A 15,221-nucleotide genomic window follows, 5' to 3' on the forward strand; every position below is an offset into this window, starting at 1 on the left:
ATCGCGGTTTCCGGGAGAGTCATGGTGCCGCTTGTCATTCTGCTCTGAACCCTCTCGAACGTCCCGGAGCCCGGTTGGGCGCCGCATTCGCGGCATGATGGCGTCTGGCAGCACCCGTGATCAAGCACTCACAACGGCCGCCGGTCCTCGATCACCACGCCATCCCGCGGCAGGGTTCCGAGCGCGGCCCTCTCCACCATCGCATCGAGCTTGAGGATGGCGCGGCTGGCGGCGGCAATGACGGTAAGGTCCGGACCATCGCCCGTCTGTTCCAGCCGCAGCGTGAGCTGATCGCGGTCATTCTCCCGGCCGATGACGAGGCGCGCCCGCATCGCACCGGGCAAGGTGGCCAGGAGCTGGGCCACCTGTTCGGGCCGAACAAACATGCCGCGGACCTTCGCGGTCTGATCTGCCCGGCCCATCCAGCCCCTGATGCGCCGGTTGGTGCGACCGCAGGGCGAAAGGCCGGGCAGGAAGGCCGAAAGGTCGCCGACAGCCAGGCGGATGAGGGGCTTTGCCGGGTCCAGCACGCTCACCACGACTTCACCCACCTCGCCTGGCTCCACCGGCATGCCCGTGCCGGGGCGGACCAACTCCACGATCACGCCTTCATCGATCACCATCCCTTCGCGGGCGCTGGTTTCATAGGCGATGATGCCGCATTCCGCTGTCGCGTAGGATTGATAGGCATCGATGCCGCGACCCGCCACCCAGGCCTGCAGGTTGGGCGGAAACGCGGCGCCGGAAACGATGGCGCGTTCGAGCGAGGAGGCGTCCCGCCCTTTTTGATCGGCCGCTTCGAGCAGGATCTTCAGGTAATCCGGCGTGCCGGCATAGATGCCGGGGCGATAGGCATCGATGAGATCCAGCTGGGCCTCGGTATTGCCCGGCCCGGCTGGAATGACAGCGCAGCCCAGGAGGCGGGCACCGCCGTCAAAGCACCAGCCGCCGGGCGTGAGATGGTAGGAAAAGGTGTTCTGGACGATCTGGCCGGCGCGGATACCGGCCGCAAACATCGCCCGGGCAGCCCTCGATGGGTCGACTTCCTGCGATTCCGGCTCGAAAATCGGTCCCGGGGACATCATCAGCCGCTTCCAGCCGCCGAGCGGACCCGGCATCAGGCCGCCGAAAGGGGGCCGGGCTTTCTGAAGCGCGGGCAGGTCTGATTTGCGCAGGACCGGCAGGTCGGCCAGGGCCGAAAGATGGTCGATGGCCCGGGGCTCCACCGGGCCGAGATGCTCGCGCCAGCCGGGGATGGTCATGGCCGTGGCCAGGCATTCTCTCAGTCCTGCCAGCTGATCGGCCAGCCTTTTGGCGGGGTCACGCGTTTCGAGCGCATCGAAGAAGGCCGGACCGGTCATGACAGCCAGCGCTTTCGGCGACGATAATGCTTCACCGCGTGATAATCGACGCGCTGATGCCCGCCAAGATAGGCCTCGACAACATCGGGGTTGCTGCGCAGTGAGGAGGCATCGCCACTCATCAGGATGCGACCGTTCTCGATCAGATAGCCGGAATGGGCGATTTCGAGGGCGGCCGTGGCATTTTGCTCCACCAGCAATACTGCCACGCTGCTGGTTTCGTTGATGCGCCGGACGATGTCGAAAATCTCGTCCACGAGGAAGGGCGCCAGACCGAGCGAAGGCTCATCCAGCATCAGCAGCCGCGGCTTCGTCATGAGGGCCCGGCCGATGGCCAGCATCTGCTGCTCCCCTCCGGAGAGATAGCCCGCCGAGGCATTCGCCCGTTCCGCGAGGCGCGGAAACAGCTGGAACATCTGGTCGATCAATGCGGAAACCTCGCCGCGGCTGCGGTGCATGGTCGCCGCTGCGAGCAGATTTTCCCGCGGGGTGAGATGGCCGAAAACCCGCCGCCCCTCGAGGACCTGCACCAACCCCATCCGCACGCGCCTGGGCGGATCAAGCGCCAGCAGGGATTGGCCGTCGAACAGGATTTCTCCGCGCGTCACTTCGCCGCGTTCGGGCGCGAGCAAGCCGGAAATGGACTTGAGGACGGTGCTTTTCCCGGCGCCATTGGCCCCGAGCAAGGTGACGAGGCCACCTTTCGGCACCTCGATTGAGACGCCCTTGACGGCAACGAAGACCCTGTCATAGGCAACTTCGATATTGTTCAGCGTCAGCAATGACATGGCAATATCCTTTCGCCCCAGCCCGCGGGAGCGCTCCTGGAGGCTCCGCCCGGACGAAATCATCCGGGCGGAAAGGCATGGGCTTCTCGCGGACCGGCAGCTTACTTTCCGCTCTTCTTGAACTCCGCCGAATACTTGCGGATTTCGTCCCAGACCACGTCCTGGTTCGCGGAGAACCAACCGGTGACCGGCACGAACTTGCTGCCATCCCATTGCGCCACGCGGCCCATGCCCCCACCCTGATGGTCTTCCGGGGTGATGGTGGTTGGCGGCAGCAAGCCTTCGGCCGTGAAGTCCTTGATGGACCGCAGCCCGGCATTGAGCCAGGGGCCGGTGACTGGGCCATTCGGCGCCTTCTGGGCGGCAAGGCGGATTCCCTCTGCCATGAGAGACGCCATTTGCACACCATAATTGTAGTAGCCTGTCCCCACCTTGGCTTCCGGCCCGGCACCTTTGCCCTTGGCGACCACTTCGGCCAGGATGTCCTTGATCAACTTGGGTTCGCGACCGCCAACGCAGGGCTCGATCTTCATCACGCCCTTGGTTGCTGCACGGCCGACAACATCCATGTCCGATTCCGAGAGCCAGACGCTGGATGAGACCCGGTCCATCGGCAGGCCGTTGCGGATCGCTTCGGAAAGGGCCACGGTCTGGCCGACCGCCGCGCCCCAGAACACGGTGAAATCGGGCCGCGACCGGCGCACTTGCGGCCATATCGCGGATTGGTCATTGCCGGGTGGCGTGTAGGGGAAGGCACTGAGGGTGAAGCCCTCGCGCTTGGCCAGCACTTCGAGGATCGGCAGCGGCTCCTTGCCGAAGGGCGTGTCGATGTGCACGAAGGCCAGTCTCTTGCCCTGCAGAGAGCCTTTTTCCAGTGTCTTGAAATGCTCGACGATCAGACCGGCCTGCGTCCAGTAGTTGATCGAAAGCGGCAGCACATAGGGGAAGACCGATCCATCCGCCGCATCCGAGCGGCCGGAATAAGCCGTGATGAGGTTGATCTTGTCCTCCAGCACACGCGGTACGAGTGCCCGGGCCACCGGAGTCGAGGGCGGATCGATCATCACCGCGCCCTCACGCTTGCCGCGCTCATAGGCCTCGATGGCGCGCGGCAGGTCATTGGCATGGTCAGAAACGTCGATCACGATCTTGTATCCGCCGACACCACCGCGCTCGTTCAGCAGGGTGAAGTAATCCCGCTGGCCCTGGCTGTATTCCGAGGTTACAAACGTGTAGATGCGCGTAAAGTCCATCGGCGCGGAAATCCGCACCACCCTTTCCTGGGCAAAGGCCCCGTTCGTGCTGATGGACGGCGCCGCAATCCCGGCGGCCGCACTGGCCACGAAACTCCGTCTGGTCATTTTCATAGGCGTCTCCTCCTTTGTTGCGGCCAATCCCTATCGTTGCGCATGTCGGAAGGGCCACACGAGCAGATAGGTCCGGACGTTCGAATAAATCTTGGCGAGCCCGTAAGGCTCGTAGAGCAGGAAGCCGATCACCAGCGCGCCATAGGCCATGAGAGGCAGATGGGCGCGCAGGTCGATCGGCAGGGAAAGGCCAAAGGTGCTCAGGGCATCGCCCAGCGCGTTGTTGATCACGATGGGCGCAAAAAGCACCAGCGCCGCGCCGAAGAACGGTCCGACCACGCTGCCCAGGCCGCCAACAATCACCATGGCAAGGATCTGGATCGACAGATCGAGATGGAATTGGTCCGGTGAGATGGCACGGAGATAGCAGATGGCGAGCACCGAGCCGACCACGCCGCCGATAAATGACGACACCCAGAAGGCCAGTAGCTTGTATCGCAGGGTTGAGACTCCGAGGATCTCGGCGGCGTAATCCTTTTCGCGCACGGCGGCCAGGGCGCGGCCGAAACTGGTGCGGCGGACATTAAGCATGAAAAGGGTAACGGCCGCACAGACCGCCAGCGCGAAATAGTACGTCTCGCGTTCACCGGCCAGCGAGATGCCGAGGAACCGGACCGGCGGGGCCTGCAGGGTGGCCAGGGCGCCACCGGAAATAGCGGGGGTCTGGGCGATGACGAAGTCAACAATCGATTGCATCGCCAGGGTCGCCATGGCGAGGTAGATGCCTTTGACCCGCAAGGCGGCGGCGCCAAATATGATGCCGATGGAAGCGCTGATCAGCCCGCCGGCGCTCATCGCCAGTTCAAGCGGGGCACCGAAGCGCACGAGATGCACCGAGCCATAGGCACCCATCGCCATCACGGCGCCATAACCAAGATGAACCTGACCGGCGCCGCCCATCAGCAGGTTCAGCCCCAGCGCGGCGGAAGACCAGATGAGCCAGGGCAGAAGATACCCGGTGACATAGAGCCGGTCGAAAAGGAAAGGCGCGGCGAGCAGGATGCCCATCACCGTAAGAATGAGGAAGCGGTCGAAACCAAGCGGGAACAGCTGCCGTTCGTCCTGATAGCGCGTGTGGCGGATGCCGGAACGACGGTAGAACATGGGTTACACTCTCTCGATATGCGCTTCGCCGAAAAGGCCATGAGGCTTGACCAGCAGGGTGACCAGAATGATGACGGAAGCCACCACATCGCGCGTGCCGCCACCGACCAGCGGATCGATCAGCCCGGTGGCCAGGCTTTCGGCGACGCCGACAATCACGCCCGCAATCAGCACGCCGCGGATGGAATCGAGGCCGCCGAGAATGGCGATGGCGAGGCCCTTGATCAGAAGCATCGAGAGTGACCAATCCACGCCCTGTGTCGCACCCCAGAGGATGCCGGCGGCGGTGGCGGCCATCGCGGCCATGCCCCATGCGACGGCGATGGCGCGTTCGACGCGGATTCCAACAGACCACGAGGCTGTCTGATCATCCGCCACCGCGCGCATCACCACGCCTTGTCGGGAGCCGAAGAACCAGACCGAGAGCAGGATGAGCACCATCGCAATCAAGCCGCCTGTCAGGGTAGCGCGGTTCAACAGGATGTCCCCGATGAAGAGGGGGGCCTGTGGAATGCCGAGATCCAGTCTCTTCACCGCTGCACCGAAGACGCCCGGCAACAGGCCGCGCAGGAAGATCTCGAGGCCCAGGGTCAGCATGATAATCATCAGCACCGGGTGGCCGATCATCCGCCGCAGGGCCATCCGCTCGATCACCAGGCCGAAGCCGAACATCACCGCCATGGCAATCGGGGCGATGACCAGAACCGGAACGGCCATCAATGTGGCAAGCGCCCACGCGACATAGCCTGCCGTCATGGCGATTGCGCCCTGGGCGAGATTGACAATGCCGGAGGTCTTGTAGATCAGCACCAGACCGAGCGAGATCAGCGAATACATCATTCCGATGAAAATGCCGTTGATCGCCAGTTCGAAGATCAGAATCCAGTCGATCATGACCGCACCTCGCTGATGGTGAGCGTCCGGATGATTTCACCTTTCCCGCCGTTCTCATAGGTGATGATGGCGCGGAACGTGCATTCGCGCGCCAGACCGTAGAGCGCGTCGATCAGGCTCGCATAATGGCTCTCGATCACGTTGCGCCGGAGCTTCCGGGTGCGGGTGATTTCACCGTCATCCGCATCGAAATCTTTGTGAAGATTGACGAATCGGCGAATCTTGAGGCCGTCCGGCTGGATCTCGTTGACATGATCGACCACCGATCCGATCAGGGCCTGCACCTCTGCCTTCTGGGAGAGGTCGGCATAGGATGTGTAGGAGACCGCCCGTTCCTCCGCCCAGTGACCCACAGCGTCGAAATCAATGCAGATGATGGCTGTCAGCCGGTCCCGCCCGGCGCCGAACACGGCGACATTGCGGATGTACTGGCTGAATTTCAGGCGGTTCTCGATGAAGTTGGGAATGTAGCGCTCGCCCGCCGCCGTGCGGACCACCTCGCTGACGCGGCCGAGCACGACCAGATCGCCATCCGGCTCGATCCTGCCGGCATCGCCGGTATGCAGCCAGCCATCGACCAGTGACTTCGCCGTGCTTTCCGGGTCGTCGAAATAGCCGGTGAAGACCGAGGGTGACCGGACGAGGATTTCGCCATCCTCGTTCAGCTTGACCTCGACACCCTGCATCGGCCGGCCCACCGTATGCAGCTTCACATCGCCTTCCCGCTGGGCGGCGGTCAGCGCACAGGTCTAGGTCTGGCCGTAGAACTGCTTGAGCCTGACGCCGAGCGCTCGGAAGAAAATGAATGTATCCTCACCCAGCGCCTCGCCTCCGGTATAGGCGCGGTCGCATCGCGCAAGGCCGATCCAGTCTCGCAGCGGGGCGCGGATGACGATATCGCCGATCCAGTCGATCAGCCGTTCCGCCAGGTTCGGGCTGTGACCAGCGAGGCGCTTCTTTTCCAGCGCCACGGCGCGGGGCATGAAAATGTCGAACAGCTTCCGCTTGAATGGGGTCGAATCCTGCATCCCGACCTGGATCCGCGTCAGCATCTGGTCCCAGGCGCGCGGCGCGGCGAGGTAGAATGTCGGGGAGGCCTGCCTGAGGTCATGCAGCACGGTCTCCTGCCGCTCGGGAATGTTGGTGATGCAGGCCATGACAACGGCGGCCGAGACGATGAAGGCAAAATCTCCAACCCAGGCCATCGGGAGATAGGCGAATAGCTCGTCATGACGCTGGAAATAGCCGCTGGCTGCGGCATTCAGCACCCCCCGGGTCGCGTTCTGGTGCGTCAGTGGAATGCCCTTTGGCACGCCCGTGGTGCCCGATGAATGCAGCAGCACCGCGTAATCGCCCGGCTGGGCGGCGTTCAGCAGCCGCCCGATCAGATCGGGTTCCGCCGCGAGGCGCTTCCGGCCGGTCTCGATGAGCATGTCGAGCGAAACCAGCCCGTTGCCTGGATAGCCGCGCAGGCCGCGATCGTCATCAAAGGCGATGACCTCGGGACGACCCGTGGCCTCATGCAGTTCGATCAGCTTGTCGACCTGCTCCTGATCCTCGGCGATCGCGACCTTTGGCGCGCCGTGACGGGTTGCGGCGATCAGCTCCTCCAGCGGCACATCGGGATAGGCCGGGGAAGGGATCGCGCGCAGCATCATCGCTGCGAACATCGAGTAATAGAGCCGCGGGCGGTTGTCGCCGATCAGCGTCATCACGTCGCCAGGCCCGAGGCCGATGCTCTCCAGCCCGGCGGCGATGGCCATCGTCTCGTCCAGCACTTCGGCCCAACTCTGCTCCTGCCATATGCCGTAGCGGCGCTCGCGGAAGGCGATGCGGCTGCCATAGGTCACGGCATTGCGATGCAGGGCGGCAATCAGTGTTGCGGGTTCGCCATCGGGTGCCTTGGCCCAGGGGAGGGAAGCGAAGCTCATGCCGTCGCTCCTCCCGCAGGGCCCGCGCCGGCTTCGTTCATGCCAACCCGGCGGGCCGCGCGCTCGCCGAGATAGGCCTTGATCACCGCCGGCTCGGCAATCGCCTCGCGTGGCGGGCCCTGCGCGATGATCTCACCATTGCACAGAACCACCGCCCGGTCGCAGATGGCGGTCACGACGTCCATGTGATGCTCGATGATCAGGATGGTGACGCCCCGCTCCTCGCGGGCATCCAGGATGAATCGGGCGATGTATTCCTTTTCCTCCTGGTTCATTCCAGCCATCGGCTCGTCCAGAATGAGGAAGCGGGGCTCGGAAACCAGTGCCCGCGCCAGTTCCACGCGTTTCTGCAATCCGAGCGGGATCACCTCGACCGGTTCCTCGCGGATATCCTGCAACTGCATGAACTCGATGACATCTTCGACAATCCGCCGCTGGGCGATTTCCTCGCGCTGCGCCCACCACCAGTAAAACAGTGTTCCGAGGGCGCTCGGGTGCATGTGGATGTGCCGGCCGATCAGGATATTGTCGAGCACGGTCATGCCCTTGAACAGGGCAAGATTCTGGAAGGTGCGGGCGACGCCGCGGCGGGCGATGCGGTCCGGCTTCATGCCGGTAATGTCATCGCCGAACAACCGCACCCGCCCGGCATTGGGCCGGTAGAAGCCGGTGGCGACATTGACCGTGGTGGTCTTGCCGGAACCGTTGGGGCCGACCAGACCGAAAATCTCGCCAGGCTGCACACCGAAGGAAACGCCCTTGAGTGCCTTCAGGCCACCAAATGACAGTTCCAACCCATCACAAGCCAGGACCGGCACCTGATCACCCTGCATCCCGGCCTCCTTCAGGGCTCTTCGAACCAGGCGGGCCTGCCGCCGGTCCAGGTGTCGCCCCAGATTTGGGCACCGCCGGCGACGTGAAGTATCTCCCCCGTCACATAACCGGCCGCCGGGCCGCCCAGCCAGGCACAGGCCTCCGCAATTTCCCAGGCGGTGCCGACCCGCATCATCGGGTTTGTTCGGGCATAGGTTGCGACCTGTTCCGGCTTGTAGACCCGCCAGCCCGTTGTTTCGATCGCTCCGGGGGCGATGCAGTTGATCCGGATGCCCAGGGGGGCCCATTCAACCGCCAGAGTCTGGGACAGGGCGATGACCCCGGCCCGGGCCGCCACCGTGTGCGCGACTCCATGCAGGCCGCGCGTGACCACGACAATGTTGACGATGCTGCCAGGGCGCTGGCTGTCACGCCAGCCGCGCGCTGCGCGCTGCATCATGAAGAATGTGCCGTTGAGGTTGGCGTTGACGACAGCATTCCAGCCGCGCGGGCTCATATCGAGAGCGGCCTGCGGGAACTGACCACCGGCGCTGTTGACAAGAATATCAATGCCGCCCTCGGCTTCCAGCCGGCTGAAGAACCCATCGACCGCCTCGACCTCGCGAATATCAACCGCATGGCCCGAAACATCGAGGCCTGCCTCGCGCATCACCGCGACGGCCCGGTCCAGCTTGGCCTGATCGCGGCCGCTGAGCACGACCCGCGCGCCGAGTCGCCCAAGCAGCCATCCTATGGCACGGCCAATGCCGCCGGCGCCTCCGGAAACGAGCACCGTGCGGCCGCCAAAGCTCCCTGGCGCATAGATCGTCGTCCGCGTTGCGAGCGTGGCATCATCCTCGCCGAAGAGAGGCGGTTCAGCCATGCCGCTTGATGTCCTTCAGCAATTCGCCGGCGATGATCATCTTGCGCACTTCGGTGGTGCCGGCGCCGATTTCCAGGAGCTTGATGGAACGATAGAGCCGGTTGATCTCCGACTCCCAGATATAGCCCGAGCCGCCATGGATCTGCATCGCCTTGTCGAGCACGCGGTGGCATGAATCCGCAGCGTACATCACCGAGGCCGCCGTCAGGGCATGAATATCGCCCCGGCCACCACCGCCGATTTCCAGCGGCGCCGATTCCGCCAGCACGCGGTAGACGAAGGTGCGCTGGGTTTCGACCTCGACATAAATGTCGGCCAGCATGGATTGCACCATCTGGAACATGCCGATCGGCTTGCCGAATTGCCGGCGAGCCTGGGCGTATTCGACGCACAGATCGAGCGCGCGCTCGGAAATACCAAGGCACAAGGCCGCCACGATGGCGCGTTCGAGGTCCAGCCCGCTCATCACCACCGACACGCCGGCATTCTCGGCACCAACCAGGTTTTCTGCAGGAACACGGCATTCATCGAAGACAAGCTCGCCGGTGGGCGAGCCGCGATAGCCCATCTTCTCAAGCTTCTGGGCAACGTGGAAACCGGGGAAATCCTTCTCGACGATGAAAGCGGAGACGCCATGCGCGCCGCGCTCCCGATCCGTCTTGGCATAGACCAGAAGAACATCCGCCACCGGCCCGTTCGTGATGTAGATCTTGCGACCGTTGAGAACGTAATGATCGCCTTCGCGGCGAGCGGTGGTTGCCATGGAGCCGAGCGCATCCGAACCGGCGCCGGGTTCGGTCAGACCCAGCGCGCCGACCAGCGCGCCCGAGCACAGGCCGGGCAGGTATTTGCGGCGCTGCGCCTCGTTGCCATTCCGGTAGATGTTGTTCGCGCAGAGATTGTCATGCGCCACCACCGACAGCGCCATCGCGTGGTTCCAGCGGGCGAAGGCCTGCGCAACCAGCCCGGCCGATACAAGGTCCATACCCGCCCCGCCATAATCCTGCGGGATGGCGACGCCTAGAAAGCCGTTTTCGCCGATCTTGCGGAAGGCTTCCGCCGGCCAGTACTCCTCGTTGTCCATTTTCGGCGCGAGGCCATAAAGTTCCCGGCGAGCAAAATCATCAGCCAGGCCCAGCGTGGCGCGTTGGTCGAGATCCAAATCGAAAGCATGCCCGTTGTGACCGAGCCTTGCGTCCATGGTCGTGTTCCTCGCTTTAGGTCCGGCTTCGATCCAGAACTGTTATTGAATTCACATCATCAAAGCCATTCCGGCCTGTCAATGCGAATTGCTCAGAGAACCGTGGTCAAAATCGAGAAAATTCAGCTCGCTGCGGCGCAGCAGGGGATCTGGTTGACAGCCTTCTGAATGAAATTCATTTATTTGTGGATTATGGAGGATGCCGTGACGGACGATGTGCGGACACAAAGACGCGGAGCGGCGCTGGAAATCACGATCCATCGCGAGGAACGGCGGAATGCGCTCAATGAAAGGGTGGCGACCGGCCTGATCTCGGCCCTCGACCAGGCTGAGGCGGATACGGAGATTCGCGCCGTCATTCTGACCGGCGCCGGAACCAGGGCCTTCTGTGCCGGTGGAGATCTCCAGCCTGCTGCTGATGGTTCGCCCTTCACGCTCGATGTCGCCGATCCGCGCCATTATGTCGCGCGGCTGCTACGCCGGATGGATGCCTGCCGCCTGCCGCTGGTCGCGCGCGTGAACGGGCATGCGCTGGGCGGAGGGCTCGGGCTCGTTTGCGCCTGCGATCTCGTCGTGGCGGATGAGGCGGCGATGCTGGGCACGACCGAGGTTCGTGTCGGCCTCTTCCCGATGATGATCCTGCCTTATCTCCTCCGGGTCATGCCGCATCGGCTGATGATGGAATTGTGCCTGACCGGCGAGTTGATCCGGGCGGGGGACGAGATGGCCCGGCCCATCGTCAATTATGCAGTGCCGGCGGCGGAGCTTGATGCAAAGCTAGATTGGTTGATTGATCGGGTGGTCGGAAAATCGCCGACCGGGATCCGGCTCGGCAAGCAGGCGCTGGCTCGGATCCGTGAAATGCCCGCCGATCACGCGCTGGAATACGCGCAGTTCATGCTCGCCACACTGGCGCGGACGCAGGATTCAAAGGAGGGTTTTGCCGCCTTCATCGAGAAGCGCCCGCCACACTGGACGGGGCAGTGAACGCATGGTCCCGGCCGAGGCGCGCACGATCCGGATTGGCTGCGGAGCCGGCTTCTGGGGTGACAGCCCGGATGGTCCGCGCCAATTGGTCGAGGACGGTGAAATCGATTATCTCGTGCTGGATTATCTCGCCGAGATCACCATGTCGATTTTGGCGCGGATGCGCGCCAAGGCCCCAGATCAGGGCTATGCCACCGATTTCGTGACGCATGTCATGGCGCCGCTGGCGCGACGGATCGGCGAGAAGCGCATCCGCGTGGTAGCCAATGCCGGGGGAGTCAATCCGCTGGCGTGCCAGGATGCGCTTGCCCGGGCCTGCGAGGTGGCTGGCGTGCCGCTGAAGATCGCGGTGGTGCTGGGCGATGACCTGACCGACCGCGCGACAAGCCTGGCAGGGGCCGGCCTGCGCGAAATGTTCACGGGTGCCCCATTTCCCTCCCGGGTCAGCAGCGCCAATGCCTATCTCGGTGCGTTCCCGATCGCCGCCGCCCTGGCAACCGGCGCGGATGTCGTGATTACCGGGCGATGCGTTGATTCCGCACTGGTTCTCGGGCCGTTGATTCATGAATTCGGCTGGTCTGAAACCGATTTCGACCAACTCTCTGCCGGCAGCCTGGCGGGGCATATTCTCGAATGCGGTGCCCAGGCAACCGGCGGCATCACCACGGACTGGCGCGCGGTCGAGGCGGGCTGGGCCGACATGGCGGTCCCAATCGCGGAGTGCGCCTCCGCTGGATCGTTCCTTGTCAGCCGCGCGCCCGGGCATGGTGGCCGGGTGACGCCGGAAACCGTCGCTGAGCAGATCGTTTACGAGGTAGGCGACCCCGGTGCCTATCTCCTGCCGGATGTCATCTGTGACTGGCGCGCGGTTCGGCTCGAGGCTGCGGGGCCGGATTTCGTGCGGGTCAGCGGGGCGCGCGGCACGGCGCCGACGGACCAATACAAGGTGAGCGTGACCTATGCCGATGGCTGGCGGATTTTCACCACCATGATGATTGTCGGGCCGGAGGCGGCGCTGCGCGCCGAGCGGGTGGGGGAGGCGATTTTTGCCCGGGCGGGGCGGCTGATAACCGCGGCGGGCTTGCCGGCATTTGCCGAGACATCGGTGGAGATTCTCGGCGCCGAAACAAGCTACGGTGGTCGGGCTCGCGCACGGAATACCCGCGAGGTGGTGCTGAAGCTGGCGGCCCGCCATGCCAACCGCGAGGCGCTGGAGATTTTTGCGCGGGAAGTTTTCCCGGCGGCCACCGCGATGGCGCAAAGCCTCACCGGGTTTGCCGGTGGCCGGCCCACGCCGCAGCCGGTGATTCGGCTGTTTTCTTGCCTGATCGACAAGGACGAACTCACCATTCATATCCGAACGCCGGATGGCGGCGATCAGGTGGTGCCGGTCCCGCGGTTCGGGGCCGCGCCGCCGGTCCATGCCGCGCCGCCCGCGCCTCGGGGGGCGCTGCCGGGCGTCAACGCCATGGTCCCGTTGATCGCGCTGGCGCATGGGCGCAGCGGCGACAAGGGCGACATCGCCAATATCGGAATTATGGCCCGAAAACCGGAATTCTGGCCGATCCTTCATGCGGAACTGACCGCTGAGCGGGTGCGGGAAACGCTGGCGCATTATGTACGCGGCGCCGTCGAGCGGTTCGAATGGCCCGGGCTGTTGGGGTTCAACTTCGTGCTGCATGAAGCCCTGGGCGGTGGTGGCATCGCCTCGCTGCGGCATGATCCGCAAGGCAAGGCGCTGGCCCAGGTTCTGATGGATATCCCGATCGCCGTGCCAGAAGGCTGGTGCGCGCCCGGCGGATTGCTGCCCGGCAGGGCAATTCCAGCCGAGAAGGGGGAGGCCACCACATCATGAACAACCCGGCCTTTTCGAAAGTCTTGATCGCCAATCGCGGCGAGATTGCCTGCCGGGTGATCCGAACGCTGGATGCGATGGGCATCGCTTCGGCGGCGGTTCATCATCCGGCGGAAGCGGCGGCCCGGCATGTCCGGATGGCCGGCGAGGCAGTGGCGATCCATGGCGACACCCCGGTTGCTGCCTATCTCGACGGGGCGCAAATCATTGCCGCAGCCAAAGCCACGGGTGCAGAGGCGATTCATCCAGGCTATGGCTTTCTGTCTGAAAATGCGGGTTTCGCGCGGGCTGTCATCGAGGCCGGGTTGACTTTCATCGGTCCGGACCACGCGACCATCGCGCTGATGGGCGACAAGATTTCTGCCCGCACCTTCGCCGCCGCGCATGGCGTGCCGGTGGCGCCTTCGGTCTTGCCGACGGAGGATCTCGCGGATTTCACGGCCCGGGCGGGGAAGATCGGTTTTCCGCTGCTCATCAAGGCGGCGGCGGGTGGTGGCGGCAAGGGCATGATCATTGTCCGCCATGCGGATGAGCTTCAGGCCGCGGCGACGCGGGCTGCCAGTGAGGCGCTGCGCTATTTCCGGGATGGCCGGATTTATGCGGAGACTTATGTTGTCACCCCGCGCCATATCGAGGTGCAGGTGCTGGGCGATGGCGAGGGCGGCGTGATCCACCTCCATGAGCGCGAATGCTCGGTGCAGCGCCGTTTCCAGAAGATCATCGAGGAAGCGCCGGCACCTGACCTTCCGCCATCCCTGCGGGAGGAGATTTGCGCCGCTGCGTTGCGCATTGCCATGGCGGCGCGCTATCGCAATGCCGGCACGGTGGAGTTCATCGTGGGCGCGGATGGCCGGTTCTTTTTCCTGGAGATGAATACCCGGCTGCAGGTCGAGCATCCGGTGACCGAGATGATCACCGGGATCGATCTCGTCCGGGCGCAGATCGAGATTGCGGCCGGTGCCGCTCTGCCGGCGGCCCTGCCGGCCCCGCGCATTTCCGGCCATGCCATCGAATGCCGGATCTGCGCGGAAGACCCGGCCCGGGACTTCCTGCCGGAATCGGGGCGGATCGGCCGGCTCGCTTTCCCGACCGCGCCCTGGCTGCGATTCGAGCATGGCCTGACCGAGGGGCAGGCGATCACCGCGGATTTCGACCCGATGCTGGCCAAGCTGGTGTCGCATGGGCCAGACCGCGAGACGGCGATCAACCGCATGATCGAGGCCTTGAAGCAACTCACCCTGCTTGGGGTGACCACCAATATCGATTATCTGATCCGCGTGCTGGATCACCCCGCTTTCCGGGCCGGAGATCTTCATACCGGCTTTGTCAGCGCGCATGGCCCGGCCCTGACCTTGCCGCCAACGGGCCGGCAGGCACGGGACCATGCCGCCATTCTCGCCGCGCTGGGATGCCGGGAATTCGCCGACCTCGTCTTCGCCACGCCCGAGCCCTATGCCAGCATGGGCTTCTGGAGGAATTGACGCGATGCCCTTTACGCTCCTCCTCGATGGCGAGCCCTGCGAGATCGAGATCCTGGCCCGGCAGCCGCGGCTTCTGCTGGCGGTCAATGGCCGGACCTATCTGGTCGAGCCCAAGGCGGGCGATGGCATGGTGCGGATCGATGGCGAAACGGTTGCCTTTGCCCGCGCCGAGATCGGCGAGACGCAGTTCTTGCGGATTGCCGGGCGCTGATGCCGCGCGGCCTCCTGCCTGGCGCGTAATTCCGCCACCAGTCGTCGGTTATGGGCGTCATGCCGGCGGAAGGCCTCGCTGGAAACGCTGATCGTCGATTGCAGGCGAACCATCGTCATTCCCCTTCGAGGCTGACCAGCAGCGCCAGCACGGCATCCTTGTCGAAGCTGCCGCCCTCCTCCGCCAGCAGCGTGGCGATCACGCCATCCCGCGGCGCGTTCAGGGCCATCTGCAGCTTCATGCTTTCGATGGTGATCACGGCTTCCCCCCGCACCACCGCTTCCCCCGCCTGCTTGTGGACCCGGATGACGAGCCCCGGCATCGGCGCCTTCACGGCATTGACAC

At 64.3% G+C, this 15,221-nt stretch carries 15 protein-coding genes; 4 read left to right on the forward strand and 11 right to left on the reverse strand.

The window, feature by feature from the left end:
* Positions 1-128 precede the first annotated feature (128 nt).
* The 10 genes from ACKODO_RS07890 to ACKODO_RS07935 all read right to left on the reverse strand — a co-directional run bounded on the left by ACKODO_RS07890 (position 129) and on the right by ACKODO_RS07935 (position 10,342).
* The gene (locus tag ACKODO_RS07890; RefSeq protein WP_408982895.1) at positions 129-1,361 is read right to left on the reverse strand and encodes a phenylacetate--CoA ligase family protein; all 1,233 of its coding nucleotides are present in this window, start codon (positions 1,359-1,361) and stop codon (positions 129-131) included.
* Positions 1,358-2,149 carry an ABC transporter ATP-binding protein gene (locus tag ACKODO_RS07895; protein WP_408982896.1) on the reverse strand — a complete coding sequence of 264 codons (792 nt, stop codon included), beginning with the start codon at positions 2,147-2,149 and terminating at the stop codon, positions 1,358-1,360. The genes ACKODO_RS07890 and ACKODO_RS07895 overlap by 4 nt, the downstream gene beginning before the upstream one ends.
* A 101-nt stretch (positions 2,150-2,250) precedes the next feature.
* A complete protein-coding gene (locus tag ACKODO_RS07900) occupies positions 2,251-3,510 on the reverse strand; it encodes an ABC transporter substrate-binding protein (RefSeq protein ID WP_408982897.1) in 1,260 nt (419 codons plus the stop codon).
* Positions 3,511-3,546: 36 nt separating this feature from the next.
* The gene (locus ACKODO_RS07905) at positions 3,547-4,524 is read right to left on the reverse strand and encodes a branched-chain amino acid ABC transporter permease (RefSeq protein ID WP_408982898.1); all 978 of its coding nucleotides are present in this window, start codon (positions 4,522-4,524) and stop codon (positions 3,547-3,549) included.
* A gap of 99 nt (positions 4,525-4,623) precedes the next feature.
* Positions 4,624-5,514 (reverse strand): branched-chain amino acid ABC transporter permease, encoded by an 891-nt coding sequence (locus ACKODO_RS07910; protein ID WP_408982899.1) that lies wholly within the window; start codon positions 5,512-5,514, stop codon positions 4,624-4,626.
* On the reverse strand, positions 5,511-6,227 hold the full coding sequence (locus ACKODO_RS07915; RefSeq protein ID WP_408982900.1) for a hypothetical protein: 717 nt from the start codon (positions 6,225-6,227) through the stop codon (positions 5,511-5,513). The genes ACKODO_RS07910 and ACKODO_RS07915 overlap by 4 nt, the downstream gene beginning before the upstream one ends.
* A gap of 36 nt (positions 6,228-6,263) precedes the next feature.
* Positions 6,264-7,445 (reverse strand): AMP-binding protein, encoded by a 1,182-nt coding sequence (locus tag ACKODO_RS07920; RefSeq protein WP_408982901.1) that lies wholly within the window; start codon positions 7,443-7,445, stop codon positions 6,264-6,266.
* Positions 7,442-8,278, reverse strand: coding sequence for an ABC transporter ATP-binding protein (locus tag ACKODO_RS07925; protein WP_408982902.1), 837 nt, complete (start codon positions 8,276-8,278; stop codon positions 7,442-7,444). Before ACKODO_RS07925 ends, ACKODO_RS07920 begins: the two co-directional genes overlap by 4 nt.
* 11 nt (positions 8,279-8,289) lie before the next feature.
* Positions 8,290-9,141, reverse strand: a complete 852-nt coding sequence (locus ACKODO_RS07930) for an SDR family oxidoreductase (protein ID WP_408982903.1) — start codon at positions 9,139-9,141, stop codon at positions 8,290-8,292.
* Entirely contained in the window at positions 9,134-10,342 is a 1,209-nt protein-coding gene (locus ACKODO_RS07935) for an acyl-CoA dehydrogenase family protein (RefSeq protein WP_408982904.1), read from the reverse strand. The genes ACKODO_RS07930 and ACKODO_RS07935 overlap by 8 nt, the downstream gene beginning before the upstream one ends.
* Positions 10,343-10,546: 204 nt before the next feature.
* Between ACKODO_RS07935 and ACKODO_RS07940 the strand changes: the two genes are divergently transcribed.
* Genes ACKODO_RS07940 through ACKODO_RS07955 form a run of 4 tightly spaced genes read left to right on the forward strand, consistent with a single transcriptional unit; the run spans position 10,547 to position 14,876 of the window.
* Complete coding sequence (locus ACKODO_RS07940; RefSeq protein WP_408982905.1) at positions 10,547-11,329, forward strand: enoyl-CoA hydratase-related protein; 783 nt, start codon at positions 10,547-10,549, stop codon at positions 11,327-11,329.
* 4 nt (positions 11,330-11,333) lie between these two features.
* Positions 11,334-13,184: an acyclic terpene utilization AtuA family protein gene (locus ACKODO_RS07945; RefSeq protein ID WP_408982906.1), complete on the forward strand. Its 1,851-nt coding sequence runs from the start codon at positions 11,334-11,336 to the stop codon at positions 13,182-13,184.
* Positions 13,181-14,665, forward strand: a complete 1,485-nt coding sequence (locus ACKODO_RS07950) for an acetyl/propionyl/methylcrotonyl-CoA carboxylase subunit alpha (RefSeq protein ID WP_408982907.1) — start codon at positions 13,181-13,183, stop codon at positions 14,663-14,665. The genes ACKODO_RS07945 and ACKODO_RS07950 overlap by 4 nt, the downstream gene beginning before the upstream one ends.
* Before the next feature lie 4 nt (positions 14,666-14,669).
* Positions 14,670-14,876 carry a hypothetical protein gene (locus ACKODO_RS07955; RefSeq protein ID WP_408982908.1) on the forward strand — a complete coding sequence of 69 codons (207 nt, stop codon included), beginning with the start codon at positions 14,670-14,672 and terminating at the stop codon, positions 14,874-14,876.
* A gap of 115 nt (positions 14,877-14,991) precedes the next feature.
* Here ACKODO_RS07955 and ACKODO_RS07960 read toward each other — a convergent pair.
* A partial coding sequence (locus ACKODO_RS07960; protein WP_408982909.1) for an acetyl-CoA carboxylase biotin carboxyl carrier protein subunit occupies positions 14,992-15,221 on the reverse strand: 230 nt, incomplete at its 5' end.

Source organism: Rhabdaerophilum sp., assembly GCF_046092605.1.
Taxonomy (GTDB): Bacteria; Pseudomonadota; Alphaproteobacteria; order Rhizobiales; family Beijerinckiaceae; genus Rhabdaerophilum.